Annotated in this window: 26 protein-coding genes; 8 read left to right on the forward strand and 18 right to left on the reverse strand. The window is 66.4% G+C overall.

All coding sequences use genetic code 11. The features are described 5' to 3' along the window. Positions 1 to 15 precede the first annotated feature (15 nt). Positions 16 to 945 (reverse strand): DMT family transporter, encoded by a 930-nt coding sequence (locus AC1RT8_RS22505; protein WP_493078531.1) that lies wholly within the window; start codon positions 943 to 945, stop codon positions 16 to 18. Positions 946 to 1,002: 57 nt separating this feature from the next. Here AC1RT8_RS22505 and AC1RT8_RS22510 point away from each other — a divergent pair, with 57 nt between their 5' ends. Beyond that, positions 1,003 to 2,091, forward strand: coding sequence for an alkene reductase (locus AC1RT8_RS22510; RefSeq protein WP_493078532.1), 1,089 nt, complete (start codon positions 1,003 to 1,005; stop codon positions 2,089 to 2,091). A 3-nt stretch (positions 2,092 to 2,094) separates the two neighbouring features. Here the strand turns inward: AC1RT8_RS22510 and AC1RT8_RS22515 are convergent, their stop codons facing one another. The 9 genes from AC1RT8_RS22515 to gltX all read right to left on the reverse strand — a co-directional run bounded on the left by AC1RT8_RS22515 (position 2,095) and on the right by gltX (position 9,905). Next, positions 2,095 to 3,474 carry a cytochrome P450 gene (locus AC1RT8_RS22515; protein ID WP_493078534.1) on the reverse strand — a complete coding sequence of 460 codons (1,380 nt, stop codon included), beginning with the start codon at positions 3,472 to 3,474 and terminating at the stop codon, positions 2,095 to 2,097. Between the two features lie 60 nt (positions 3,475 to 3,534). Continuing rightward, positions 3,535 to 4,041: a hypothetical protein gene (locus AC1RT8_RS22520; RefSeq protein ID WP_493078535.1), complete on the reverse strand. Its 507-nt coding sequence runs from the start codon at positions 4,039 to 4,041 to the stop codon at positions 3,535 to 3,537. A gap of 7 nt (positions 4,042 to 4,048) precedes the next feature. Then, the gene (gene ribH / locus AC1RT8_RS22525; RefSeq protein WP_493078537.1) at positions 4,049 to 4,468 is read right to left on the reverse strand and encodes a 6,7-dimethyl-8-ribityllumazine synthase; all 420 of its coding nucleotides are present in this window, start codon (positions 4,466 to 4,468) and stop codon (positions 4,049 to 4,051) included. After that, complete coding sequence (ribB, locus tag AC1RT8_RS22530; RefSeq protein WP_493078539.1) at positions 4,468 to 5,616, reverse strand: 3,4-dihydroxy-2-butanone-4-phosphate synthase; 1,149 nt, start codon at positions 5,614 to 5,616, stop codon at positions 4,468 to 4,470. Before ribB ends, ribH begins: the two co-directional genes overlap by 1 nt. Next, on the reverse strand, positions 5,603 to 6,211 hold the full coding sequence (locus AC1RT8_RS22535; protein ID WP_493078540.1) for a riboflavin synthase: 609 nt from the start codon (positions 6,209 to 6,211) through the stop codon (positions 5,603 to 5,605). The genes ribB and AC1RT8_RS22535 overlap by 14 nt, the downstream gene beginning before the upstream one ends. Next, complete coding sequence (ribD, locus tag AC1RT8_RS22540) at positions 6,211 to 7,185, reverse strand: bifunctional diaminohydroxyphosphoribosylaminopyrimidine deaminase/5-amino-6-(5-phosphoribosylamino)uracil reductase RibD (protein WP_493078704.1); 975 nt, start codon at positions 7,183 to 7,185, stop codon at positions 6,211 to 6,213. The genes AC1RT8_RS22535 and ribD overlap by 1 nt, the downstream gene beginning before the upstream one ends. After that, on the reverse strand, positions 7,182 to 7,529 hold the full coding sequence (locus tag AC1RT8_RS22545; RefSeq protein WP_493078541.1) for a hypothetical protein: 348 nt from the start codon (positions 7,527 to 7,529) through the stop codon (positions 7,182 to 7,184). The genes ribD and AC1RT8_RS22545 overlap by 4 nt, the downstream gene beginning before the upstream one ends. Positions 7,530 to 7,638: 109 nt before the next feature. Next, the gene (locus AC1RT8_RS22550) at positions 7,639 to 8,298 is read right to left on the reverse strand and encodes a TonB family protein (RefSeq protein ID WP_493078543.1); all 660 of its coding nucleotides are present in this window, start codon (positions 8,296 to 8,298) and stop codon (positions 7,639 to 7,641) included. Positions 8,299 to 8,579: 281 nt separating this feature from the next. Beyond that, the gene (gene gltX, locus AC1RT8_RS22555) at positions 8,580 to 9,905 is read right to left on the reverse strand and encodes a glutamate--tRNA ligase (RefSeq protein ID WP_493078545.1); all 1,326 of its coding nucleotides are present in this window, start codon (positions 9,903 to 9,905) and stop codon (positions 8,580 to 8,582) included. Between the two features lie 88 nt (positions 9,906 to 9,993). On the opposite strand from gltX, the gene AC1RT8_RS22560 reads away from it, so the two are divergent. Both AC1RT8_RS22560 and AC1RT8_RS22565 read left to right on the forward strand, forming a co-directional pair. Continuing rightward, the gene (locus AC1RT8_RS22560; protein WP_493078546.1) at positions 9,994 to 10,395 is read left to right on the forward strand and encodes a DUF1761 domain-containing protein; all 402 of its coding nucleotides are present in this window, start codon (positions 9,994 to 9,996) and stop codon (positions 10,393 to 10,395) included. A gap of 100 nt (positions 10,396 to 10,495) precedes the next feature. Next, on the forward strand, positions 10,496 to 11,431 hold the full coding sequence (locus AC1RT8_RS22565) for a ribose-phosphate pyrophosphokinase (RefSeq protein ID WP_372856470.1): 936 nt from the start codon (positions 10,496 to 10,498) through the stop codon (positions 11,429 to 11,431). Between the two features lie 323 nt (positions 11,432 to 11,754). Here the strand turns inward: AC1RT8_RS22565 and AC1RT8_RS22570 are convergent, their stop codons facing one another. The 3 genes from AC1RT8_RS22570 to AC1RT8_RS22580 are packed head-to-tail and all read right to left on the reverse strand — an operon-like array spanning position 11,755 to position 13,412. Then, the gene (locus AC1RT8_RS22570; RefSeq protein ID WP_493078548.1) at positions 11,755 to 12,471 is read right to left on the reverse strand and encodes a sulfite exporter TauE/SafE family protein; all 717 of its coding nucleotides are present in this window, start codon (positions 12,469 to 12,471) and stop codon (positions 11,755 to 11,757) included. 33 nt (positions 12,472 to 12,504) lie between these two features. Continuing rightward, positions 12,505 to 12,897: a hypothetical protein gene (locus tag AC1RT8_RS22575; RefSeq protein ID WP_493078549.1), complete on the reverse strand. Its 393-nt coding sequence runs from the start codon at positions 12,895 to 12,897 to the stop codon at positions 12,505 to 12,507. A 2-nt stretch (positions 12,898 to 12,899) separates the two neighbouring features. Next, a complete protein-coding gene (locus AC1RT8_RS22580; RefSeq protein ID WP_493078551.1) occupies positions 12,900 to 13,412 on the reverse strand; it encodes a sterol desaturase family protein in 513 nt (170 codons plus the stop codon). A gap of 78 nt (positions 13,413 to 13,490) precedes the next feature. Between AC1RT8_RS22580 and AC1RT8_RS22585 the strand changes: the two genes are divergently transcribed. The 5 genes from AC1RT8_RS22585 to AC1RT8_RS22605 all read left to right on the forward strand — a co-directional run bounded on the left by AC1RT8_RS22585 (position 13,491) and on the right by AC1RT8_RS22605 (position 17,332). Beyond that, positions 13,491 to 13,775, forward strand: coding sequence for a hypothetical protein (locus AC1RT8_RS22585; protein WP_493078553.1), 285 nt, complete (start codon positions 13,491 to 13,493; stop codon positions 13,773 to 13,775). 83 nt (positions 13,776 to 13,858) lie between these two features. Further along, positions 13,859 to 15,058 (forward strand): ADP-forming succinate--CoA ligase subunit beta, encoded by a 1,200-nt coding sequence (gene sucC, locus AC1RT8_RS22590; RefSeq protein WP_493078554.1) that lies wholly within the window; start codon positions 13,859 to 13,861, stop codon positions 15,056 to 15,058. A 47-nt stretch (positions 15,059 to 15,105) separates the two neighbouring features. Beyond that, positions 15,106 to 15,852 carry an electron transfer flavoprotein subunit beta/FixA family protein gene (locus AC1RT8_RS22595; RefSeq protein ID WP_493078556.1) on the forward strand — a complete coding sequence of 249 codons (747 nt, stop codon included), beginning with the start codon at positions 15,106 to 15,108 and terminating at the stop codon, positions 15,850 to 15,852. Next, positions 15,849 to 16,778: an electron transfer flavoprotein subunit alpha/FixB family protein gene (locus AC1RT8_RS22600; RefSeq protein ID WP_493078558.1), complete on the forward strand. Its 930-nt coding sequence runs from the start codon at positions 15,849 to 15,851 to the stop codon at positions 16,776 to 16,778. The genes AC1RT8_RS22595 and AC1RT8_RS22600 overlap by 4 nt, the downstream gene beginning before the upstream one ends. Before the next feature lie 8 nt (positions 16,779 to 16,786). Continuing rightward, positions 16,787 to 17,332: an AAA family ATPase gene (locus tag AC1RT8_RS22605; protein WP_493078560.1), complete on the forward strand. Its 546-nt coding sequence runs from the start codon at positions 16,787 to 16,789 to the stop codon at positions 17,330 to 17,332. Here AC1RT8_RS22605 and AC1RT8_RS22610 read toward each other — a convergent pair. The 5 genes from AC1RT8_RS22610 to recF form a co-directional block, all read right to left on the reverse strand. Continuing rightward, positions 17,329 to 18,087, reverse strand: coding sequence for a class I SAM-dependent methyltransferase (locus AC1RT8_RS22610; protein WP_493078562.1), 759 nt, complete (start codon positions 18,085 to 18,087; stop codon positions 17,329 to 17,331). The two genes, AC1RT8_RS22605 and AC1RT8_RS22610, sit on opposite strands and share 4 nt — an antisense overlap. Before the next feature lie 32 nt (positions 18,088 to 18,119). Continuing rightward, entirely contained in the window at positions 18,120 to 18,869 is a 750-nt protein-coding gene (locus AC1RT8_RS22615; protein WP_493078564.1) for a class I SAM-dependent methyltransferase, read from the reverse strand. Positions 18,870 to 18,892: 23 nt separating this feature from the next. After that, a complete protein-coding gene (gene gyrB / locus AC1RT8_RS22620) occupies positions 18,893 to 21,382 on the reverse strand; it encodes a DNA topoisomerase (ATP-hydrolyzing) subunit B (RefSeq protein WP_493078566.1) in 2,490 nt (829 codons plus the stop codon). 107 nt (positions 21,383 to 21,489) lie between these two features. Further along, positions 21,490 to 22,245: an OmpA family protein gene (locus tag AC1RT8_RS22625; RefSeq protein ID WP_493078706.1), complete on the reverse strand. Its 756-nt coding sequence runs from the start codon at positions 22,243 to 22,245 to the stop codon at positions 21,490 to 21,492. Positions 22,246 to 22,342: 97 nt separating this feature from the next. Further along, on the reverse strand, positions 22,343 to 23,413 hold the full coding sequence (recF, locus tag AC1RT8_RS22630; RefSeq protein ID WP_493078568.1) for a DNA replication/repair protein RecF: 1,071 nt from the start codon (positions 23,411 to 23,413) through the stop codon (positions 22,343 to 22,345). Positions 23,414 to 23,415 lie beyond the last annotated feature (2 nt).

The following is a 23,415-nucleotide window of genomic DNA, read 5'->3' on the forward strand; positions in this document are numbered from 1 at the left end:
GCGTCTCCTCGCCCCCTATCTAGACCCGGCCTCGGCCGGTGCAAGCGGCACGGGCCTGTCGCGTACCAGCACCAGCGCGACCGCGACGAGCACAGCCCCCATCAAATCGGGGAGGCCGAGCCGCTCGTTATAGACAATCAGCCCGACCGAGGCGGCAACCACCGGCTGCACCAGCAGCGCGATCCCGACGACCAGCGGCGAGAGCTTGCCGAGCGCGTAGATCAGCAGGCCCTGCCCGATCACCTGGCTGACCAACGCCAGCGCGATCAGCGGCGCCCAATCATGCGGCCAGATGCGTTCGCCCATCAGGATCGCGAGCAGCAGCAGCGGCAGAATGCTGGCGCCGGTGGCCAGACCGAGCGCCGGCAGCGAATCCATCCGCTCGCGGATGCGCAGCATGAAGATGAAATAGAAAGTGTAGAGCAAGCCCGCGAGCAGGCAGAGCAGGTCGCCGACCAGGTTCTTCGGATCGAGCTGATAGGACCGGCCCATCAGCAGCGCCGCACCGATCGTCGCCAGGGCCAGCGCGATCCCCTGCATCCGCGTCGGCAGCGCCCGCGCGGCCAGAAAGCCATAGACCGGGAAGAACAGGGTCGCCGAATTGCCGAACAGGGTCGCATTGGCCAGAGTCGTCTGCAGGATGCCGATATGCCAGGCGCCGAGATCGGCGGCGAAGCAGAGTCCCGCCAGGCCGAACAATATCCACATACCCCGGCCGAGCCGCCTCGGCCGCCAGCCCCCGACCATCGCCGCGGCGAGCAGGATCGGCGTCGCCAGCGCGATTCGCCAGAAGGCGGATGCGACCGGCCCGGTATCCGCCATCCGCACGAACCAGGAGCCGAAAGCGAGCATGACGTTCGCCGCGATCAGCGCGATAAAGGCGATTCGCGGAGAGCCGAGGCTTTGCGACAGGACAGTTTTTCTTGGAGAGGCGGGCTGGTGCATGCGGCCCCTTAGCGTTCTATGTCTGACGCGTCAGGTAGCAAAAGGAAACTCAGTTTCATGCCCAGCCTCTTCGATCCCGTTCAGCTCGGCGCGATCCATGCGCCCAACCGCGTGCTGATGGCGCCGCTCACCCGTGGCCGTTCGACCCGCGAGCATGTGCCGCAGCCGCTGATGGGCGATTATTATGCGCAGCGCGCCGGCGCCGGGCTGATCATCACCGAAGCGACCGGCATCTCGCGCCAGGGCCTTGGCTGGCCCTTCGCCCCAGGCCTGTGGACCGACGAGCAGACCGAAGCGTGGAAGCCGGTCGTCGCCCAGGTGCACGCCGCCGGCGGGCGGATCGTCGCGCAGCTCTGGCATATGGGCCGGATCGTCCATTCCAGCCTCGGCGGCGCGCAACCGGTCTCCTCCTCGGCGACGACCGCGCCGGGCCAGGCGCATACCTATGCCGGCAAGCAGGATTATGAGGAAGCGCGACCGCTCCGGCTCGACGAATTCCCCGGCCTGCTCGACGATTATGCGCGCGCGACGCGCAATGCGATCGCGGCGGGCTTCGACGGCGTGCAGATCCACGCGGCGAACGGCTATCTGATCGACCAGTTCCTGCGCGACAATTCCAACTTCCGCGACGACCATTATGGCGGCCACCCCGAGAATCGCGTGCGCCTGCTGCGCGAGGTGACCGAGCGTGTCGCCAGCATCGCCGGCGCCGATCGTACCGGGGTGCGCCTCTCGCCCAACGGCAATTCCCAGGGCGCGAAGGACAGCAATCCCGAGGCAGTGTTCGTACCGGCCGCGAAGATGCTGTCGGAGATCGGCATCGCCTTCCTCGAATTGCGCGAGCCCGGCCCCGACGGCACGTTCGGCCGGTCGGACCAGCCCAAGCTGTCGCCCGAAATCCGCCAGGTCTTCCCGGGCCCGCTGGTGCTCAATTCGGATTATCGCGCCGACGATGCGCAGGCGGCGCTCGATTCGGGTGTGGCGGACGCGATCACCTTCGGCCGTACCTTCCTCGCCAATCCCGACCTGCCGGTCCGCCTGCAAAAGGGGGCGCCGCTCAACCCGGACAATATGGCGACCTGGTACAGCCAGGGGGCGGAGGGATATACCGATTATCCGGCGCTCGAGGACCTCGCGGCCGAATAAGCCTCACCCCAGCGGCACGAACCGCACCGGCAGCCCATCCTTCGGCCGGGGGATGGGCCAGGCCTGCCACTCGGCACCGGCCGCTTCGTCGAGCTCGATCCGGTAGCGGCTGAGCAGGTGGGCCATCAGGATGCGGATCTGCATCGTCGCGAAATGCAGGCCGATGCACATATGCGCGCCGCCGCCGAACGGCACCCAGGCATATTTGTGCCGGCCCTTGCTGACCTCGGGCGAGAACCGCATTGGATCGAAGGTTTGTGGATCGGGCCAATGCTCGGCCATCTTGTGCGTGAAGGCCGGGCTGATGCCGACCATCGTCCCGGCCGGGATATGATAGCCCCCGAAATCGAACGCTCGCACCGCCCGCCGGGGGATCGAGGGCACCGGCGGTACCAGCCGCAGCGCTTCCTTGAACGCATAGTCGGTCAGCACAAGCCGATCGAGCTGGCCATAAGGCAGTCCTTCCGCGTCATTCAGTCCCAGCCCGGCGATCTCCTCGCGCAACCGGTCCTGCCATTCGGGGTGGCGGCCGAGCAGCATGACCAGGCTGGTCGCTGACGAGGTGATCGTGTCGTGCGCCGCCATCATCAGGAAGTTCATGTGATCGGCGATCGCGTCGTCGGACAGCCGCTGGCCGGCGTCGTCGGTCGCGCGGCAGAATTGCGAAAAGAAATCATGGCCCTCATCGGCACTGGCCCGCCGCTTGGGGATCTCGCGCCGGAACAGGTCGATCAGATAAGCGCGCGCCTTCACGCCCTTGTTCATCATCGAGCCCGGCAGCGGCACGCGGATCGGCGCGACCGATGCCTGGACCTCGTCGACGAACGCCTGATTGATCCGGTCGGCTTCGGGGCCGAGCGGCATGCCGAGAAAGCTGTCGGCGGCGAGATCGAGCGTCAGCGTCTTGATCGCATCGTAGAAGCGCATCGGCCGATCCGCCCAGCCGCTGACGGTGCGCGCAATACCGGCATTCAGCGCCTCGGCATAATGGCGCATCGGCTCGGGCTTGAACGCGACCGACATCACCTTGCGGTCGGCCCGGTGCTTCTCGAAATCCATCAGCATCAGCCCGCGCGGGAACAGCAGGTTGAGCATCGGGCCCCAGCCCTGTTCCGACGAAAAGACCTTGTCGCGGTCGAACAGCACCAGCTCGTTCGCCTCGGCGCCCATCAGCGTAACGGAGGGGCCGCCAAAGGCATGGTTGCGATAGACGGTACCGTAGCGCGCGACCATGTGATGGCCGAATCCCACGGGATCGCGCAGCAGCTTCAGCGTGTTACCGATGAAAGGCAGGCCGTTCTCGCCCGGGATCGCGGCGATCGCCTGCGGCTTCTGCCGCGGCAGCCAGTGCGGATTCGCCTTGAACGTGTGCGCCAGCGCCATCGGGGAGTCTCCTTACTTACATCAGTATAAGTAAGGGCGAAGGCGGGTCAATCGGGCGGGTCAATCGATCGGCAGCTTCTGCAGCCGGTCGACCCAGCGCGTGCCGATCGACGCTATATTCTTGCCGACCACCACCAGCAGAAGGAAGGCGACGAACAACGCTTCGAACCCGATGACGAAGGCGAGCACGAAGAAGAAACCCACGACCATCAAAAAGGCCAGCACCGCGCCGCCCAGCCGCTCGACGCCCGACCGGCCCAGGCTGAATTCGCGCTTGGCCCTGGTGTCGAACCACGAGGCACTGGTGAAGATCGGGCGGCCTTCGGCATCCTCGGCGCCGGCACAGGCCGCCAGCGCGAGCCGGCGGAGCAGGGTGCCGCCGTCCTCACCCGCACGCACGATCCGGTTGGCCGTGTTGCCCGCCTTGGCGGGCAGCAGGTTGCGCCCCGAGGAGGACGGGAGAATCGGAGAAGAAGGCGGCGTCTTGTCGCGCGCCCAATTGTCGGTGACGATCAGCCGCCGGTTCCGCTCCACGATGCTGTAGCGCGGGGGCGGTACCTGGGTCATCGGCGGATCAGCCGAACCGGTCTTTCAGCGCCAGCATCGCCAGCGCCGCCTTGGCCGCTTCGCCGCCCTTGTCCTTCTCGGTGCGGCGCGCCCGCGCCAGCGCCTGGGCCTCGTTCTCGACGGTCAATATGCCGTTGCCGATCGCCACGCCGTCCATCGACAGCGCCATCAGCCCGCGCGCGCTTTCGCCCGCGACGATCTCGAAATGATAGGTCTCGCCGCGGATCACCACGCCCAAAGCGACGAAGGCGTCATAGCCGCCGCTCTCGGCCGCCAGTGCGACGGCGCCGGGAATCTCCAGCGCACCCGGGACGGTGATCGTCTCATGCGCATGCCCCGCTTCCTCGATCGCGGCGCGCGCGCCCTCGAGCAGCAGGTCGTTGAGATGGTCGTAGAAGCGGGCTTCCACGATCAGGACTTTCGCCATCATTCGCCTCCGGTGCCGGGAATCGGCCGCTCGCCGACGATCGACAGGCCGTAGCCGTCGAGCCCGACCAGGGTGTGGTGGGTGTTGGTCAGCAGCACCATGTCCTGCACGCCCAGCTCGGCGAGGATCTGCGCGCCGACGCCGTAGTCGCGCAGCTCGGCGGCTTCGGGCGTGCCGATCGTCTTGCCCTCGGCGCGCAGCTTGATCACCCGGGTGATCGAATCCTTCATCGGCCGGTTGATCACGACGATCACGCCGGCGCCTTCCTCGGCGATCGTCTCCATCGACCGGGCGAGCAGGCCGGAGCGTTCGGATTCCTCGCCGAAGGCGTCGGCGAACATCGACAGGCTGTGCATGCGCACCAGGGTGGGCTTTTCAGGGTCGATCCTGCCCTTGACCAGTGCGATCTGCTCGTCGCCGGTCGCCTTGTTGAAGAAGGTCATCGCCTTCCAGTCGCCGCCCCATTTGCTGTGGAACACCATCTCGGCGCGCTTCTCGACGAGATGATCGTGGCGGCGGCGATAGGCGATCAGGTCGCGGATCGTGCCGATCTTGAGATTGTGGAGCTGGGCGAAGGCGACCAGGTCGTCGAGGCGCGACATGGTCCCGTCCTCGTTCATGATCTCGCAGATCACGCCCGAGGGGTTGAGCCCCGCGAGGCGCGAGACGTCGACCGCTGCCTCGGTATGGCCCGCGCGCACCAGCACGCCGCCGTCGCGCGCGACCAGCGGGAAGACATGGCCCGGTGTCACGATCTCTTCGCGGCTTTTCGACGAATCGATCGCCACCGCGACGGTGCGCGCGCGGTCGGCGGCGGAGATGCCGGTGGTCACGCCGTCGCGCGCTTCGATCGAAACGGTGAAGGCGGTCTCGTGCCGCGTGCCGTTGTGGCGGCTCATCAGGTCGAGCCCAAGCTCGTCGACGCGCTTCTTGCTCAACGCGAGGCAGATCAGCCCACGGCCGTGCTTCGCCATGAAGTTGATCTTCTCGGGCGTCGCCATCTGGGCGGGGATGACCAGATCGCCCTCATTCTCGCGATCCTCGTCATCGACCAGGATGAACATCCGGCCGTTACGGGCTTCGTCGATGATCTCTTCGGGGCTGGAGAGGAAGCCGTGGCGCAGCCGCGCCAGATCAGGCTTTTGCACGATAATGCTCCATGCGTTGCAGGTAGCGGGCGAGCACGTCGATCTCGATATTGATCGGATCGCCGGCCGCGAGGCTGCCGAAAGTGGTGACGGCCGCGGTATGCGGGATGATGTTGACGCCGAAGGTGACGCCGGCGGGCGAATCTTCCACTTCGTTGACGGTCAGCGAGACGCCGTCGAGCGTGACCGATCCCTTGGGCGCGACGAACGGGGCGATCTCGGGCCCGGCCTTGATCCGCACGCGGTGCGATCCGCCTTCCTCGGTCACGGCGACGACTTCGCCGATGCCGTCGACATGGCCGGTGACGATATGGCCGCCCAGTTCCTCGCCCAGCCGCAGCGCGCGTTCCAGGTTGAGCTTACGATCCTCGGTCCACTGGCCCTGCGCGGTGCGCGAGATGGTCTCGCCCGACACATCGACCGCAAACCAGTTCGGGCCCTTGTCGATGACGGTCAGGCACACGCCCGAACAGGAAATCGAGGCGCCAAGGTCGATCGTTGCGGTGTCGTAGCGCGTGCCGATCACGACGCGCGTGTCGGCCAGCGCCTCGACGCGCTCGATGGTGCCGATGTCGGTGACGATTCCAGTGAACATCAAACCTGTCCTTTGGCGCGCTCGTAGACCTCGACTCGGTCGCTGCCAAGTCGCCGTGCGTCGTGCAGAATCCAGCGGCCATGGGCGTCGGCAAGATCAACCAGCCCGATATCGGGCAAGGTGCGGCCGGCCCCGATCAGGATCGGCGCGCGATACAGCAGGAGCCGGTCGACCAGGTCAGCGGCAAGAAAGGCCGCCGCCGTCGCCACGCCGCCTTCGACGAGCAAATGGTCGATATCCAGGCCGAAGATGCCGGCGGGACCGCGCAGGCCTTCCCAGCCCTCGGGCGCGCTCTCATGCGACAGGACGAAGCGCCGCGGGCGCCGCCCCTCGAGCCCGGCCAGCCGGATATCGAGCGCCGGCGTATCCGTCTCCAGGGTCGCACGCCCGACCAGGATCGCCTCGTGCCGCGCCCGCTCGACATGGGCATGCGCCCGCGCCTCGGCGCCGGTGATCCATTTGCTGGTGCCGTCGCCCATCGCCACCGCGCCGTCGAGCGACATGGCCAGCTTCAGGGTCACCTGCGGCCGCCCCAGTGCCTGGCGGGTGAGGAACCCAGCCATCGCGCGTCGCGCATCGCCGTCGCGGACATCCGTCGCGATCTCTATCCCGGCACCGCGCAGCCGCTTGATGCCGTCGCCATCGGTCCGGGGATCGGGATCGCCCAGCGCGATGATGACGCGGGCGACGCCCGCCGCGATCAGCAGGTCGGAACAGGCCGGGCCGCGCGGCGATTCATGCGCACAGGGTTCGAGCGTGACGTAGCAAGTTGCGCCGCGCGACTTTTCGCCGGCTTCCGCCAGCGCCATCGCTTCGGCATGCGGGCGCCCGCCGGGCTGGGTCCAGCCACGGCCGACCACGCGGTCGTCCCGCACGATCACGCAGCCGACATTGGGGTTGGGTACGGTCAGCCCCTTGCCGCGCTCGCTCAGCGCGAGCGCCGCCCCCATCCAGCGCGCGTCGGCACTCGTCAGAGTCCGTACTTCTTCAGCTTGTCGTCGAGCCGCTTATAGGCGGCCTGGGTCTCGGCCTGCTGCTTCCTGACCTCTTCCGCTTCGGCCTTTTCCTTGGGGCCGTCGATCTTCTGCTGCGCGATGATCTCGGCATCGGTGCGGTTGGCCGGCCATTGCTCGGCATAGACGATGTCGGGCCGATAGACCTTCTCGACCGTCGAATTGTTGGCGATCGCGAACATGATCGTCCAGGTCACGATGATCGAAAGCACCAGGAAGACTACCTCATAGGTCTTGCGGGTCGCCAGATAGCGCCGCAGGTCGCGATAGGCGCGAAAAGGGGAGATGGTGCGCAGGAAACTCATGCTCGCAAGATAGGCGCATGGGCGGCGGGATGCCAGCCCCAGAGCCCCTGATCGCGCGTCTCCCGATCGCGCCGGAGTCCAAGGAATGCCCGGCGCGATCGGAAGGGGGTTATTCGTCATTCATGACGAAGCTGACGGCCATGGTACGCCAGGCCTCGATCGGCACGCCGTCGCGCGTGCCGGGGGCCAGGCGCCATTTCTCCAGCGCACGGCGGCGGGTCGCCTCGAAGAAGGAGTCGCTAGCTGCGCTGACCTTCTCGACCTGCTTCACCCGGCCATCGGTGCCGACCAGCACCCGGACGACCACCCGCCCCTCGCGGCCGAGGCGCCGTTCGTCGGACGGGTATTCCGGCTGATAGTTGAAGCGCGGGTTGATCCCGGGGCCGACGATCACCGGCGGCTTGGCCGGGACTGTGAGAATCTCGCCGACCGTGCCGCTGGTCGTGCCTTCGGTGAGATCGGATTTCAGCGGAGGGGTATCGACCGTGAAAACCGGCTGGGTGTCGATCTTCACGACCGTATCCGTGGGCGTGATGCGGGTGAGCGGATCGGCCTTCACTACCTCCGGCGTTTTCGGCGGCGGTGGCGGATCGAGTGGCGGCGGTGGCTCTTCGGTGATCGGGTAGAGCGTGATCGATGTGGGAATCTTCTTCACGAAGTCGGGCGCCGAGAAGATCATCCCGGTCATGATCCCGCCGACCAGCAGCGCCGACAGGCCAAGGCTGGTGGGGTCCAGTTTCTTCTGTTTTGCGTAACGGTCTGCGTACATCGCCTGCCTCCATCTCCTTGGTGGGCGGTCGAGTCTGTCGCTCGATCTCAATGGCGATGATACAACATTACCATTGAGATACAAGATATCATTTGGCGCGGACGGCCAACACTATTTCGCCTTCCCCGGCGAAGGCCGGGGCCCAGTCGGGGGACGATCATGGCGAGGTGCTGCGCGCCGTTACAACAACCTTTCCGACGGACCCCGGCCTTCGCCGGGGATGCAGAAAAGAAAGGGAGAAGCAGAAGGGAAAGAAAGCCACTAAACGCGGCGTTGGGAACTCAGCCCGTCAGCCGCTCCACCGCGCGCTCGCGCCCGATCAGCGGCAGCAGCGCCTTCATGTCCGGCCCATGATCCAGCCCGGTCAACGCCCGCCGCAACGGCAGGAACAGGGCCTTGCCGCTCCGCCCGCTCGACTGTTTCAACGCTCCGGTCAGCGCGTGCCAGGGGTCGGCGGACCAGTCGATCGTCCCCGCAACCCGCGCCGCCTCGCCCAGGAAATCGGCATCCGCCGGATCGGCCACCGACTCGACCGGCCCCTCGATCACCCGCCACCAGTCGGCCGCCTCGGCGACTACGGTCAGGTTGGGTTGCACCGCCTCCCATTCCACCCGACCCATGCCGCCGGGCAGTCGCCCCGCGACCGAGTCGAAATCGAGCTGGTGCACGATCCGCGTATTGACCGCGCTCAACTCGGCCTCGTCGAACCGCGCCGGCGCGCGGCCGAACCGCCCGAAATCGAAGGTCTCGATCAGCCGGCCCGTGTCCACCAGCGGCTCGACCGGATCGCTCGTCCCGATCCGTGCGAGCAGCGCGCGAACGGCCTCGGGTTCGATCCCGGCCTCGCGGAACTGGTCGACCCCGACCGATCCGAGGCGCTTGGAGAGTTTGCCCTCGCTCCCGACCAGCAGCGCCTCATGCGCAAAGGCGGGCGGTGTGCTGCCAAGTGCCGCGAACATCTGCAGCTGCAGCGCGGTGTTGGACACATGGTCCTCGCCGCGCACGACATGAGTCACCCCCATCTCGGCATCGTCGATCGCCGACGGCAGCATATAGAGCCACGACCCGTCGGCGCGGCGGATCACCGGGTCGCTCATCGTCGTCGGGTCGAATCGTTGGTGCCCGCGGATCAGGTCGTCCCACTCGATCGCTGCGCCGTGATCCAGCTTGAACCGCCAGTGCGGCGCGATCCCCTGCGCTTCGAGTGCAGCACGCTCGTCATCGCCCAGGGCCAGCGCGGCGCGGTCATAGACCGGCGGCAACCCGCGTCCGGCCGCGATCTTGCGCTTCAGGTCGAGTTCCTGCGCCGTCTCGTACGCGGGATAGACATGCCCGGCATCGCGCAATGCCGCGAACCGTGCCTCATAGAGCGCAAAGCGTGCCGACTGCCGCTCCTCGCCCGCCGGGTTGAGCCCAAGCCAGGCGAGATCGGCACGGATCGAGTCGACATAATGCTCTTGGCTGCGTTCGGCATCGGTATCGTCGATGCGCAGCATGAAGCGCCCGCCGCGCTTCTGCGCCCATAGCCAGTTGTGGAGTGCGGTGCGGATATTGCCGACATGCAGCCGGCCGGTCGGGCTCGGCGCGAAACGGGTAAGGACGGTCATGGCAGCGGCTGTAGACGCGCCGCCGGGCGGCAACAACCGGGACGCTTGGCCTCGATCATGGTAATATGGCGTCACAGGGGAGGGCATCATGCATCAGATCAACATCATCGCCGCGATCGTCGCCGGTATCATCGGCTATTTTCCAGGCGCTCTCTGGTATTCCAAAATCCTGTTCCTGCGCCGCTGGGCGCAGGAGATGGGCATCGATATCGACAATCCCCCCGGTGGCAGGAAAGCCCATGGTCCGAAGATCGCGATCGGTGTCGTCACGTCGATCGTGGCGGCGATCGTCTTTGCGCTGATCGCCGGACCCGCACCGGGCCTCTGCCATACCCTGCTGCTCGGCCTCGCCTGTGGCGGATTGATCGGCGCGGCCTTCGCGATCCAATATGTCTTCGAGGATCGCAGCCTCGCCTTCTGGGCGATCAACGCCGGCTATCATGTCGTGCAATTTGCCATCTTCGGGCTGGTCATCGGCCTGTGGTCTTGAGCGCCAGGGGGCGAATCGGGTCGCGACGGGCCTTTCCCCCTCGCGAAGTGCTGGCTAAGAGCGCCCGTCAACGGCCACGTCGGCCGGTGGGGATACGCGCATGAAATTGATGACGGGCAACTCGAACCTGCCGCTGGCACGCGCGATCTCGGATTATCTCGAAATCCCGCTCACCAATGCGAGCGTCCGCCGCTTCGCCGACGAGGAAGTGTTCGTCGAGATCCAGGAGAATGTCCGCGGCGAGGACGTGTTCGTGCTCCAGTCGACCGGCTATCCCGCCAACGACAACCTCATGGAGCTGCTGATCTGCATTGACGCGCTCCGCCGCGCCTCGGCCAAGCGCATCACTGCCGTCATCCCCTATTTCGGCTATGCCCGTCAGGATCGCAAACCCGGGCCGCGCACCCCGATCTCGGCCAAGCTCGTGGCCAACCTGATCACCGTCGCCGGCGCCGACCGCGTGCTCTCGGTCGATCTCCATGCCGGGCAGATCCAGGGTTTCTTCGATATCCCGACCGACAATCTCTACGGCGCGCCGGTGATGTCGGCCGATATCCTGACTCGTTTCGGCGACCGCAACCTGATGGTCGTCTCACCCGACGTCGGCGGCGTGGTTCGCGCCCGCGCGCTGGCCAAGCGGCTCGACAACGCGCCCCTCGCCATCGTCGACAAGCGTCGTGAGCGCGCGGGTGAATCCGAGGTGATGAACATCATCGGTGAGGTCGAGGGCCGCTTCTGCATCCTGATCGACGATATCGTTGATTCGGCGGGTACGCTCTGCAACGCTGCCGCTGCGCTCAAGGAGGCGGGTGCCGAGGGCGTGGTCGCCTATGTCACCCACGGCGTGCTGTCGGGCGGCGCCGTCGCGCGGGTCGAGGGTTCGGCGCTCGAGGAACTGGTGATCACTGATTCAATCGGCAGCCACGATGTGGTGGAAAATGCAAAGCGCATCCGCCACCTCACCATCGCGCCGCTGCTGGCCGAGGCGATCAAGCGGATCGCTGACGAAACCTCGGTCTCGTCGCTCTTTGACTAGGTGAAGACGAGGCCGCCGGTCGGGCGATTGCGGGCGGAATCCGCCTCGAAATAAAACACCAAGTAATACCGATAGGGGGCGCGAAATTCCGCACCTATTCGATACGATGAACGCCAGTCGTCCCGGTCCGACTGTCGAGAACCGGCTGGCCGATCACCATGATATCATGCTGTACCGGTGTTGGATCGGTCGACAGCCCGCAAGATCAGCGCCGATTCAGCTCCCTCGCAAGTGGGTCGCATAATTCGACGGATATTTGCCAGACTCACAGGGTAATGCCGCAATCGACGCATGCGTTACTACCGCATCGCATCGCGGTTATTTCAGGCCAGGGCATCCCAGACGAGTTTTACACCGACCAGCACCATCAGCAGATAGATCGCGGTGTAGAAGCGCGCCGGCGATACCCGGCGCACCAACCAAACGCCCGCCAGGGTCGAGGCGATCGCTACCGGCAGCAAGGTCACCGCAGCCAGCAGATTCTCGCGGCTGAACTGGCCGAGCGCCCAATAGGCCGGCACTTTCAGCCAGTTGGTGACCGCGAAGAAGATCGCGGTGGTGCCGACCAGCACGTCGCGCTCCAGCTTTTTGGGCAGCACCCAGATCTGGAAAGGGGGCTGGCCGGCATGGGCGATCTGGCTGGTGAAGCCCGAGGCGATACCGCACAAGGTCCCGACCCAGCCCGGCGACTGGGCCGGCGCGGCGATCACCCCGCGCCGGTCCAGCCACAGGCGATACAGCCCGAACAGGATCGAGATCGCGCCGACCACGCCGAGCACCGCGCTCTCCGACACCCGTGCCGCGAAGAACCAGCCGAGCGCGATGCCGATCAGCGATCCCGGCAGCATCCAGCCCAGCACATGCCCGTCCCATTGCTTGCGGAACGCCCAGACGCCGACCACATCCTGCACGATCAGGATCGGCAACAGGATCGCAGCCGCGCGCACCGGCGAGATCGCCAGTGCCATGATCGGCAACGACAGTGCGCCCATGCCGACGAACCCGCCCTTGGACAGGCCGATCAGCGTCACCGCGGGCACCGCGAACGCGTAGAAATACCAGTCGGGAATGGCTCAGCTCCGCTCGGCGATGCGGGCGAGGTATCCGGTGATCCGGAGCAGCACGATCAGGATCGCGGCGGCGAACCCGGCGAGCGCAAGCACGGCATAGGTCAGCGCCTCGAGCAGTTGCGCGCCGGCATCCTGCGCCGAAGTGCCGGGCACGGCGACTCGCTGGATCGGCTGGCCGGCGGGCGTTGGGGTTCCGGGCCTGGCGTCACTTGATCCCAGCGCTTCCCGCATGGCGTCGGGTGGCGGCGCGCGCGGATCGGGCGCGCTTTCCATCGGCGGCATCCCGTTGCGCAAGGTGCCGTTGCCGCGCGACGCTGATTCAAGCGAGGCAAGGATCGCAAAGGTGGCAAGCCCGCTCAGGACCAGCAACAGCGTGCGGCCGATCCAGTCGAACATCTCTAGCGCTCCGCTACTTCGCCGGCCGGCGCGCGAACGCCGGCATGGTCGCGGCGCTTGAGCTCGGCCTTCAACGCTTCGGGCTTCGGCGCCCAGAGGAAGCCGAAGCTGACCGTGCCCGCCTTGGTCTCGACGATATGGTGCAGCCGGTGCGCCTGGATGATCCGCTTCATATAGGCCGATTTCGGCAGATAGCGGTGGTTCAGCCGCTTGTGCACGATGACGTCATGGAAGCCGAAATAGATCGCGCCATAGGCCGCGATCCCGGCACCGATCCAGGCGAAGCCCGGCCACCAGCCGAGCTGGACCCCGCCGAGCAGCAGCACGATCGACGGCACCGCGAAGATCACCGCGTAGAGATCGTTCAGCTCCCAGTTGCCGGTACGCGGTCGATGATGGCTCTTATGCAGGAACCAGCCCGGCCCGTGCATGATCCAGCGGTGCGCGACATAGGCAAAGACCTCCATCCCCAATATGGTGGCGAGGAACAGGATCAGGCCGATTGTCCAATGCATCCTGTGCGATATAGCCGCGCCGAACCGGAGTTGCACGACAGGATGGATGGAATACGGGTTTTGCCGATCGGCGCTTTGATGCTGCCGCTGCTGATGCTGGCGGGATGCTCGACGCCCGAGACGATGACGCGCGACGGGCTGGTCAATGCCGGCGTCTCCAAGCCGGTCGCCGCCTGCATGGCCTCACGCATGGTCGATCGCCTGTCGATCCTGCAGCTCCGCCGCCTCGCGGGACTCGGCAAGGCGGAGCGCTCGCGCGATCTCGACCAGTTCCTGTACCGCGTGCGCTCGCTCCGCGATCCGGAGATCGTGGGCGTGACGGCGAGCTCCGCAGCGCTCTGCGCGACGGGGCTTGTGCGCTAGCCCTCCACCGTGGGGGTGGATTCGCCGTCCACCCTGTGCTTAAGGCACCGCATCCCCCGATCTTCGAAAGGCATGTGAGCCCCATGAACATCCACGAATACCAGGCCAAGGAGCTTCTCGCGAAATTCGGCGTGCCCGTTCCGGCAGGCTTTGCGGCGCTCAGCGTGGATGAAGCAGTGGCCGCGGCGGCCAAGCTGCCCGGGCCGCTGTACGTGGTGAAGGCGCAGATCCATGCCGGCGGCCGTGGCAAGGGCAAGTTCAAGGAACTCGGCCCCGACGCCAAGGGTGGCGTCCGCCTCGCCCGGACCGCCGATGAAGTCCGTGCGGCGGCGACCGACATGCTCGGCAACACGCTCGTGACGATCCAGACTGGCGAGCATGGCAAGCAGGTCAACCGCCTCTACGTCACCGACGGCGTCGACATCGCCAAGGAATTCTACCTCGCGCTGCTCGTCGACCGGGTCACCGGCCGAGTCGCCATGGTCGTCTCGACCGAGGGCGGCATGGACATCGAGACCGTCGCGCACGACACGCCGGAAAAGATCCAGACCTTAGATATCGATCCGGCGACCGGCTTCATGCCGCATCACGGCCGCGCCGTGGCGAACGCGCTTGGCCTGAAGGGCGATCTCGCCAAGCAGGCAGCGAATGTCGCGTCGAAGCTGTACGACGCGTTCCTCGGTACCGATGCCTCGCAGATCGAGATCAACCCGCTCGCCGTCACCGACGATGGCAAGCTGCTCGTGCTCGACGCCAAGGTCGGCTTCGACACCAACGCCCTGTTCCGCCACAAGGACCTGCTCGCGCTGCGCGACGAGACCGAGGAGGATCCGTCCGAGCTCGAAGCGTCGAAGTACGACCTCGCGTACATCAAGCTCGACGGCGATATCGGCTGCATGGTCAACGGCGCCGGCCTCGCCATGGCGACGATGGACATCATCAAGCTCAACGGCATGTTCCCGGCCAACTTCCTCGATGTCGGCGGCGGCGCCAACAAGGAGAAGGTGACGGCGGCGTTCAAGATCATCCTCGCCGATCCCGCCGTGAAGGGCATCTTGGTCAACATCTTCGGCGGCATCATGAAGTGCGACATCATCGCCGAGGGCATCGTCGCCGCGGCGAAGGAAGTGAACTTGTCGGTGCCGCTGGTCGTTCGGCTCGAAGGCACCAATGTCGAGGAGGGCAAGAAGATCCTCTCGACGTCCGGTCTCGCGATCGTCCCCGCCAATGATCTGGGCGATGCAGCCCGCAAGATCGTGGCAGAGGTGAAAGCGGCCGCCTGAACTCTTTTCCCTCCCCGGGAAGCGTTCGGTCACAGGAGTGGATTGCAATGAAGGTGCTGGTCCCGGTCAAGCGCGTGCTTGACTATAACGTAAAGCCCCGGGTGAAGGCCGACGGGACGGGGGTCGACCTCGCCAACGTCAAGATGAGCATGAACCCGTTCGATGAGATCGCGGTCGAAGAGGCGATTCGTCTGAAAGACAAGGGCGTGACGGAGATCGTCGTCGTCTCGATCGGCGAGCAAAAGGCCCAGGAAACACTGCGCACCGCGCTCGCCATGGGTGCCGACCGCGCGATCCTGGTCGTGTCGGAGGACAAGGTCGAGCCGCTCGGCGTGGCCAAGCTGCTGGCGAAGATCGTCGAGGAGGAAAAGCCCGATCTGGTCATCCTCGGCAAGCAGGCGATCGACGACGACAACAATCAGACCGGCCAGATGCTCGCCGGCCTGCTCGGCGTCGGCCAGGCGACCTTCGCCTCGAAGGTCGATCTGACCGGCGATTCGGTCACCGTCACGCGCGAAGTCGATGGCGGCTCGGAGACCGAGACGCTCAAGCTCCCCGCGGTCATCACCACCGACCTGCGTCTCAACGAGCCGCGCTATGCGTCGCTGCCCAACATCATGAAGGCCAAGTCCAAGCCGCTCGCGCAGAAGACGCCGGCCGATTACGGCGTCGACGTGTCGCCCCGCCTGACCACGCTCAAGGTCGTCGAGCCCGCCAAGCGCACCGCCGGCGTCAAGGTCGCCGATGTCGATGAACTGGTGGCCAAATTGAAGGCGATGGGAGTCGCGAAATGAAGACGCTCGTCTGGGTCGAACATGACGGCAAGGCCGTCAAGGACGCAACGCTCGCCGTGGTCACCGCCGCGTCGAAGCTCGGCGACGTGCATCTGCTCGTCGCGGGCCAGGGCGTCGACGGCGTCGCGGCCGAGGCCGCGAAGATCGCCGGCGTGGGCAAGGTCCATGTCGCCGACGACGCAGCGTTCGCGCACGCGCTGGCCGAGAATGTCGCGCCGCTCGTCGTCGAGCTGATGGGGCATCACGACGCCGTGCTGTTCCCCGCCACCTCGAACGGCAAGAACATCGCCCCACGCGTCGCAGCCCTGCTCGACGTGATGCAGATCAGCGACATCCTGTCGGTCGAAAGCGCGGATACCTTCACCCGCCCGATCTATGCCGGCAATGCCATCGCGACCGTCCAGACCAGGGACGCCAAGCTGGTCATCACCGTGCGCGGCACGGCGTTCGAAAAGGCGGCGACCGAGGGCGGTTCGGGCACGATCGAAGCGGTTGCGTCGACCGGCGACAAGGGTCTGTCGACCTTTGCCGGATCAGAGATCGCCAAGTCCGAGCGTCCCGAGCTGACCAGCGCGAAGATCATCGTGTCGGGCGGCCGCGCGCTGCAGAACAGCGAGAACTTCCACTCGATCATCGAGCCGCTCGCCGACAAGCTCGGTGCCGGCGTCGGTGCTTCGCGCGCTGCGGTGGACGCGGGGTATGTGCCCAACGACTATCAGGTCGGCCAGACCGGCAAGATCGTCGCCCCCGAGGTCTATATCGCGATCGGTATCTCCGGCGCGATCCAGCATCTCGCGGGCATGAAGGACTCCAAGACGATCATCGCGATCAACAAGGACGAGGACGCCCCGATCTTCCAGGTCGCGGACATCGGCCTGGTCGGCGATCTGTTCAAGATCGTGCCTGAGCTCACCGAAAAGCTCTGACGCTATCGATGGACACGGACCGCCTGTTCGTCCTCACAGGCGGTCCGGGTTCGGGCAAGACGACCCTGATCGAGGCGCTCGCCGCGGCGGGTGTCGCGACCAGCCCGGAGGTCGGCCGCGCGGTGATCCGCGAGCAACTGGCCAGCGGCGGCGACGCCCTGCCCTGGGCCGACCAACAGGCCTTTGCCGATCTGATGGTGGTGCGGGACATTGCTGCCCGCGAGGCAGCGCTGGCGAGCGGCGCGATCACCGTACTCGATCGCGGCGTGCCGGATGTCGCGGGTTTCCTGCGGGTGTCGGGGCTCCCGGTCCCTCCGCATATCGATGAGGCGGCGCGGACCTGCCGCTACAACGCCCGCGTGTTCATCGCCCCCTTCTGGCCCGAGATCTTCACCGGTGACGCCGAGCGCAAGCAGTCGCCTGAGGTGGCTGAAGCGACCTTCGCGGTGATGGTCGAGACCTATCGCGGCTATGGCTACGACTTGGTCGAACTGCCGCTTGTGAGCGTCGCCGAACGCGCGGCGTTCGTGATCGAGCGGATCGGTTTCGCCTAAACCGGCTTCCGGAACTTGTAGATGAACTGGTCCGTCTTCCCGCGCACCGCCTTGTCGAACACCGCAAGGCTGTGATCGTCCGCCGGATTGGCGAGCAGCTTGCTCTCGCCGACGAATTCGAACCCGGCCGCTATCACCTGCTGCTTCACGATCGCCGGGTCGATGCGGTGGAGCGTATCGGTGTCGCGCATGCCCGAGCTGGCCGCCGCCACATGGTCGACGATCAGCAATATCCCGCCCGGTTTCAACGCCGCGAACGCACCCTTGTTGAACACCGCCGGGTCGAGCGAGCCCATGAACTTGTCGGGATAATCGTGATAATTTTGCGAGGTGAAGACCAGATCGGCCTTTTTCGGCGCGCTGATCTCGGTCGCCGGCTTGATCGAACCGCTGACGTTTGAGAACTCGGGCGAGGCGGCGAGCTTGCCGTAAGCGAGCACATCGCCGCGTGCCTCCATCGCGTAGGGCTTGGGCCAGATGCCGTAGACATGGCCTTCGGGCCCGACCGCGCGGGCGAACAGCCGAGTCCAATATCCGCCGCCGGGGATCAGGTCGATCACCACCCCGCCTTTGGACAGGCCCGAAAAGGCGAGAATCTCCGGCCCATGCCGGCGTGCATCCTGTCCGACGTCCTGAGCGCGGGCCGGATCGGCCGCCGCGGCGGCGGCGTCGACGGGTTTGGCGGGGCCGGCCTGCCCGCAGCTTCCAAGCACGCTTGCCGCCAGCAACAACGCGATCGTCGATCGAGCGATCATCCGGTCCTCCCCTTTTCCGTCCGCGCCGGGGATCAGCCCGGTTTGCGGAACTTGTAGATGAACTGGTCGGTGTGGCCGCGAATCTTCTCGTCGAAGATCGGCAGGCTATGGTCGTCGGCCGGGTTGTTCAGCGCCTTGCTCTCGCCGACATACTCGAATCCGGCGCTGGTCACCTGGGCCTTCACGACGGCGCCGTCGATGCGGTGAAGCGTGTTGGTGGTGGTTAGGCCGGTGCCCGGCGCGCTGGCATGGTCGACCACGATATAGGTGCCGCCCGGCTTCAACAGGGCGAACACGCCCTTGTTGACTGCGGCGAGCGCCGCTTCGCCGCCCTTGTTGGCGACGTCGTGGTAATTCTCGACCGTCCAGAAGATGTCGACCGGCTTCTCACTGGTCGGGATGTCGCCCGGCCCGATCACCGGCGTGACATTGGCCAGGTTGCGGCCTTTCAGGTCATCCACTGTCGCGGCGGCGCGGGCGGCGGAGACGGCGGGCCACATCGGATAGACATGGCCCCTGGCGCCGACGATGCCGGTGAAGATGCGCGTCCAGTACCCCTTGCCGGGCAGGTAATCGATCACCGTGTCGCCCGGGCCGACGCCTGAGAAGATCAGCGTCTCGGCCGCCTTGCGCCGTGCGTCATCGACCGCCTGGTCGGCGCGCGCCGGATCGGCAAGGGCGGCGGTGACGGCTGCTCCGGTTTCAGCGGCAGGATGCTCCTTCGCGACCGCCGCCGTTGCCATCAGCGCCACGATCGCGACGCCCGTTAGTGCAACCCTCATGCCCGTCTCCTCGATTGGGTCTTCTACACGTCCAGGTTCACCACGCTCAGCGCATTGTCTTGAATGAACTCGCGGCGGGGCTCAACGACATCGCCCATCAGCCGGGTGAAGATCTCGTCGGCCACATCGGCCTGCTCGATCTCGACCCGGAGCATCGACCGGTTCTGCGGATCGAGCGTGGTTTCCCACAGCTGCTCGGCGTTCATCTCGCCCAGGCCCTTGTAGCGCGAGATCGCCAGGCCCTTGCGGCCGGCGAGCAGGATCGCATCGAGCAGCTGGCTCGGCCGGGCGACCATCGTCTCGCCCTTGCCGAGCGCGACGGGCGCGTCATCCTCCTCCTCGGCCGCATCGGCTTCGGCCTGCGCAGCGGCGGCTGCCTTGGTCGAAACCAGCTTGGCGGTCTGAACGAAGGCATCGCCCTGCTCGGCCGCCAGCGCATGGAGCTTGCGCGCCTCGGCCGAACCGAGGAACGCCGCCTCGATGATGTGGTGATCGGTGACGCCGCGCCAGATGCGCTTGAACTGGATGCTGCCTTCCTCGGTGACCGAGGCCGACCAGCGGGCGTCCGCATCCGCCGCGTCGAGCCCGCGCACCACCGTGTCGAGCAACACGCCGCGCGCCTGGTTGGACAGGGTCGGATCGAGCACGCCGCTCATCGCCAACGCCTCGACCATGGTCGGGTCGTAGCGGCGCGGGACATAGCGCATCAGCGTGCGCATGCGACGCGCATGATCGACCAGGCTGCGCAGGTCGGCGCCGGAGCGAGCGCCGCCGGCGCCCTCGAGCACCGAGGTCGCAACGCCGTTCTCGACAAGATATTCGTCGAGCGCGTTATCGTCCTTCAGATAGACTTCGGATCGGCCGCGCGTCGCCTTGTAGAGCGGCGGCTGGGCGATGAAGAGGTGCCCGTTGGTGATGATCTCGGGCATCTGACGGTAGAAGAAGGTCAGCAACAGGGTGCGGATATGCGCGCCGTCCACGTCTGCGTCGGTCATGATGACGATCTTGTGGTAGCGCAATTTCTCGACGTTGAAATCGTCGCGGCCGATGCCGGTGCCCATCGCCTGGATCAAGGTGCCGATCTCGCGGCTGGACAGCATCCGGTCGAACCGCGCGCGCTCGACGTTGAGAATCTTGCCGCGCAACGGCAGGATCGCCTGGAAATGCCGGTCGCGGCCCTGCTTCGCCGATCCGCCTGCGGAGTCACCCTCGACCAGGAACAGTTCGGACTTGGCCGGATCGCGCTCCTGGCAGTCGGCGAGCTTGCCGGGCAGGGAGGCGATATCCATCACGCCCTTGCGCCGGGTCAGCTCCCGCGCCTTCTTGGCGGCTTCGCGCGCGGCGGCGGCGTCGATCACCTTGGCGACGATCGCGCGGCCATGCGCCGGATTCTCCTCGAGCCACTCCGCCAGCTTGTCGGCCATCAGGCTTTCGAGCGGCTGGCGCACCTCGGACGAGACGAGCTTGTCCTTGGTCTGCGAGCTGAACTTGGGATCGGGCAGCTTGACCGACACGATCGCGGTGAGCCCCTCGCGCATGTCGTCGCCGGTCAGTGTGACCTTCTCCTTCTTCAGGAGGCCCGACTTGTCGGCATAATTGTTGAGCGTGCGGGTCAGCGCGGCGCGAAACGCCGCCAGATGCGTGCCGCCGTCACGCTGCGGGATGTTGTTGGTGAAGCAGAGGACGTTCTCGTAATAGCTGTCGTTCCACTCCAGCGCGACGTCGATCGTCACATCGTCGCGGGTGCCGGCGATCGCGACGGGATCGGGCATCAGCGCGACCTTGTTGCGGTCGAGATATTTCACGAACGCGGCGATGCCGCCCTCATAATAAAGCTCGACCGTCCTGGTTTCCTCGTGCCGCGCGTCGCTCAGGAACAGGCGCACGCCCGAGTTGAGGAAGGCGAGCTCGCGGTAGCGATGCTCGAGCTTGTCGAAATCGAATTCGGTGATCTTGAAGGTGGCGGGCGACGGGAAAAAGGTCACGCGCGTGCCCTTCTTGCCCTCGGCCGGGCCGACGATCTTCAGCGGCGCGACCGCGTCGCCGAAGGCGAAGCGCATGTAATGTTCTTCATTGTCGCGCCAGATGGTCAGGTCGAGCCATTCGCTGAGCGCGTTGACCACGGAGACGCCCACGCCGTGCAGGCCGCCGGATACCTTGTAGGCATTGTCATCCGACGTGTTCTCGAACTTCCCGCCGGCATGGAGCTGGGTCATGATGACCTCGGCCGCCGACACGCCTTCCTCGGAGTGGATGCCGGTCGGAATGCCGCGGCCATTGTCGGTCACCGAGACCGATCCGTCGGGGTTCAGGGTGATGTCGATCCGGTCGCAATGACCGGCCAAAGCCTCGTCGATCGCATTGTCGGAAACCTCGAACACCATGTGGTGGAGGCCCGACCCATCGTCGGTATCGCCGATATACATGCCGGGACGTTTGCGGACCGCGTCGAGGCCCTTCAGCACCTTGATTGAATCGGCGCCGTAATCGTTCGTGTTGGGATCTTCTGCCATGCCAAGCATATAGGGATTGAGGCACGGAAACGGAAGCAAAATGCCGTGTTGGGACGGCCGCCCGCACGCAGCGGACGACCGTCCCGAAACACCCGGATTTCAGGCGCTTAGTCGGCGCGCGCGAAGCGGTCCGCACGCTGGCCGAGCAGGGTCACTTCGACCCGGCGATTCTGGCGCATGCCGGCCGGCGTCGCATTGGTCGCAACCGGATCCGCCTCACCATGCCCGACCACCGCGAAACGCGCCCGCGTCACGCCAAGCTCGTCAAAGGCAGTGCGCACGCTGGCCGCGCGCCGCTCCGACAGATCCTGGTTGTGCGCATCGGTACCACGGCTGTCGGTATAGCCGTCGATCGCGACGCGTACGCCCGGCTCGGCGCGCAGATAGGAAGCGAGCGGCCGCAGCTTCTCGATCGCGCCGGGCCGCAGCCCGGCGCTGTCGGTCCTGAACAGCACATCCTCCTGCAGCCGCAGGGTCGCGCCGCGCGAGGTCTGGCGGAAGCCGTAGCCGCGCATCGCGCCGCGATCCCATCCGCCGCGTTCCTCGACCACGACCGTCCGGTCACGCGCATTCCAGTCGAACCGGTCGCGGCGCTGGCCGGCGATCTGGGCGAAGGCGCGGTTGGCGGCATTCGCCTCGCGCGGGTTGACCCGGCCGTCATGGTTGAAATCGAAATTGCGCATCACGAAGGCGCGGCCGCGATTGGTCGCGCGCAATTCGCGGTAGAGGATCGGCACGCCGGCGCCGACCAGGCCGTATTCGCGGTCGCCCGGGCGTCCGCCGCCCCAGTCCCAGCGGTCCTGGGCAAGGGCCGGGCTGGCGCCGGCGGTCAGCGCGGTCGCGGCTATCGCGATGGCTATCATCGGGTTCTTCACTGTTCTTCTCCCATGGCCCCCGCCATGGAATGGCTAATGCCTTCCGGCGCTTGAACGCGATGTGAGCCGGTTCGACAGGCGAGGTTCAGCGTGCGCCGTGCCCGATCGTCAGGCGGAAGGCGTCCGGACCGACCTCGTCGAACAGGGCGGATTCGGTGCCGGTCATCCACACCTGGCCCTTGCCGGCGAGCCGTTCGAACAGCGCGGCACGACGGACCGGGTCGAGATGCGCGGCGACCTCGTCGAGCAGCAGGATCGGGGCCTGGCCGGTGCGCTCCGCGACCAGATCGGCATGGGCGAGCACCACGCCGAGCAGCAGTGCCTTTTGCTCGCCGGTCGAGCACAGGGCGGCTGCCTGGCCCTTGCCGAGATGCGTCACGGCAAGGTCGGTGCGATGCGGCCCGACAAGCGTTCGGCCGGCGGCGGTGTCGCGACGGCGGCCCTGGGCGAGATCGATTGAGAGCGTGTCGCCCGCACCCGTCCAGCCTTCCAGCGCGAGGCCGGCACGGGCGAAGGGCCCCTCCGGCTGGTCCGCCAGCCTCTCGGCTAGCGCTGCCACTGCGTCGCGCCGAGCCGAGTCGATCGCAGCGCCATGCTCCGCCATCTGCGTTTCGAGTGCGTTCAGCCATTCCGGGTCGGCTGGGCGCCCGCCTTCGTTCGCCTCGGCCAACAGCCGGTTGCGCGCGCGCATCGCCGCTTCGTAGCGGTTGGAATGGACCGCATGACCCGGGTTCAGCGCAAGGGTGAGCCGGTCGAGGAAGCGCCGCCGTTCGCTCGCGGGTTCGACGAACAACCGGTCCATCGCCGGGGTCAGCCAGAGGATGGTCAGCCATTCGGCCAGCGCCGTCGCGGCGACTGGTGCGCCCTGGATTCGGACGATGCGGCGTTCGGGTGCGGAGGGCTGGGTGCCGGTGGCGATATCGACGTCGCCGACGAGATTGGCCGCCACCCCGAATCCGCCGCTGCCACCCTGTCGCGCCATCTCGCCCAGCGGCGCACGCCTGAGCCCGCGCCCCGGCGCGAGCAGCGACACCGCCTCCAGGATATTGGTCTTGCCCGCGCCATTCTCGCCGGTCAGCACGACGAAACCCGGTCCGGGCTCGATCGCGGCATCGGCATGATTGCGGAAATCGGTGAGGACCAGGCGCGACAGCATTG

The sequence above is a fragment of the Sphingomonas sp. GW821-FHT10F11 genome, assembly GCF_058809095.1.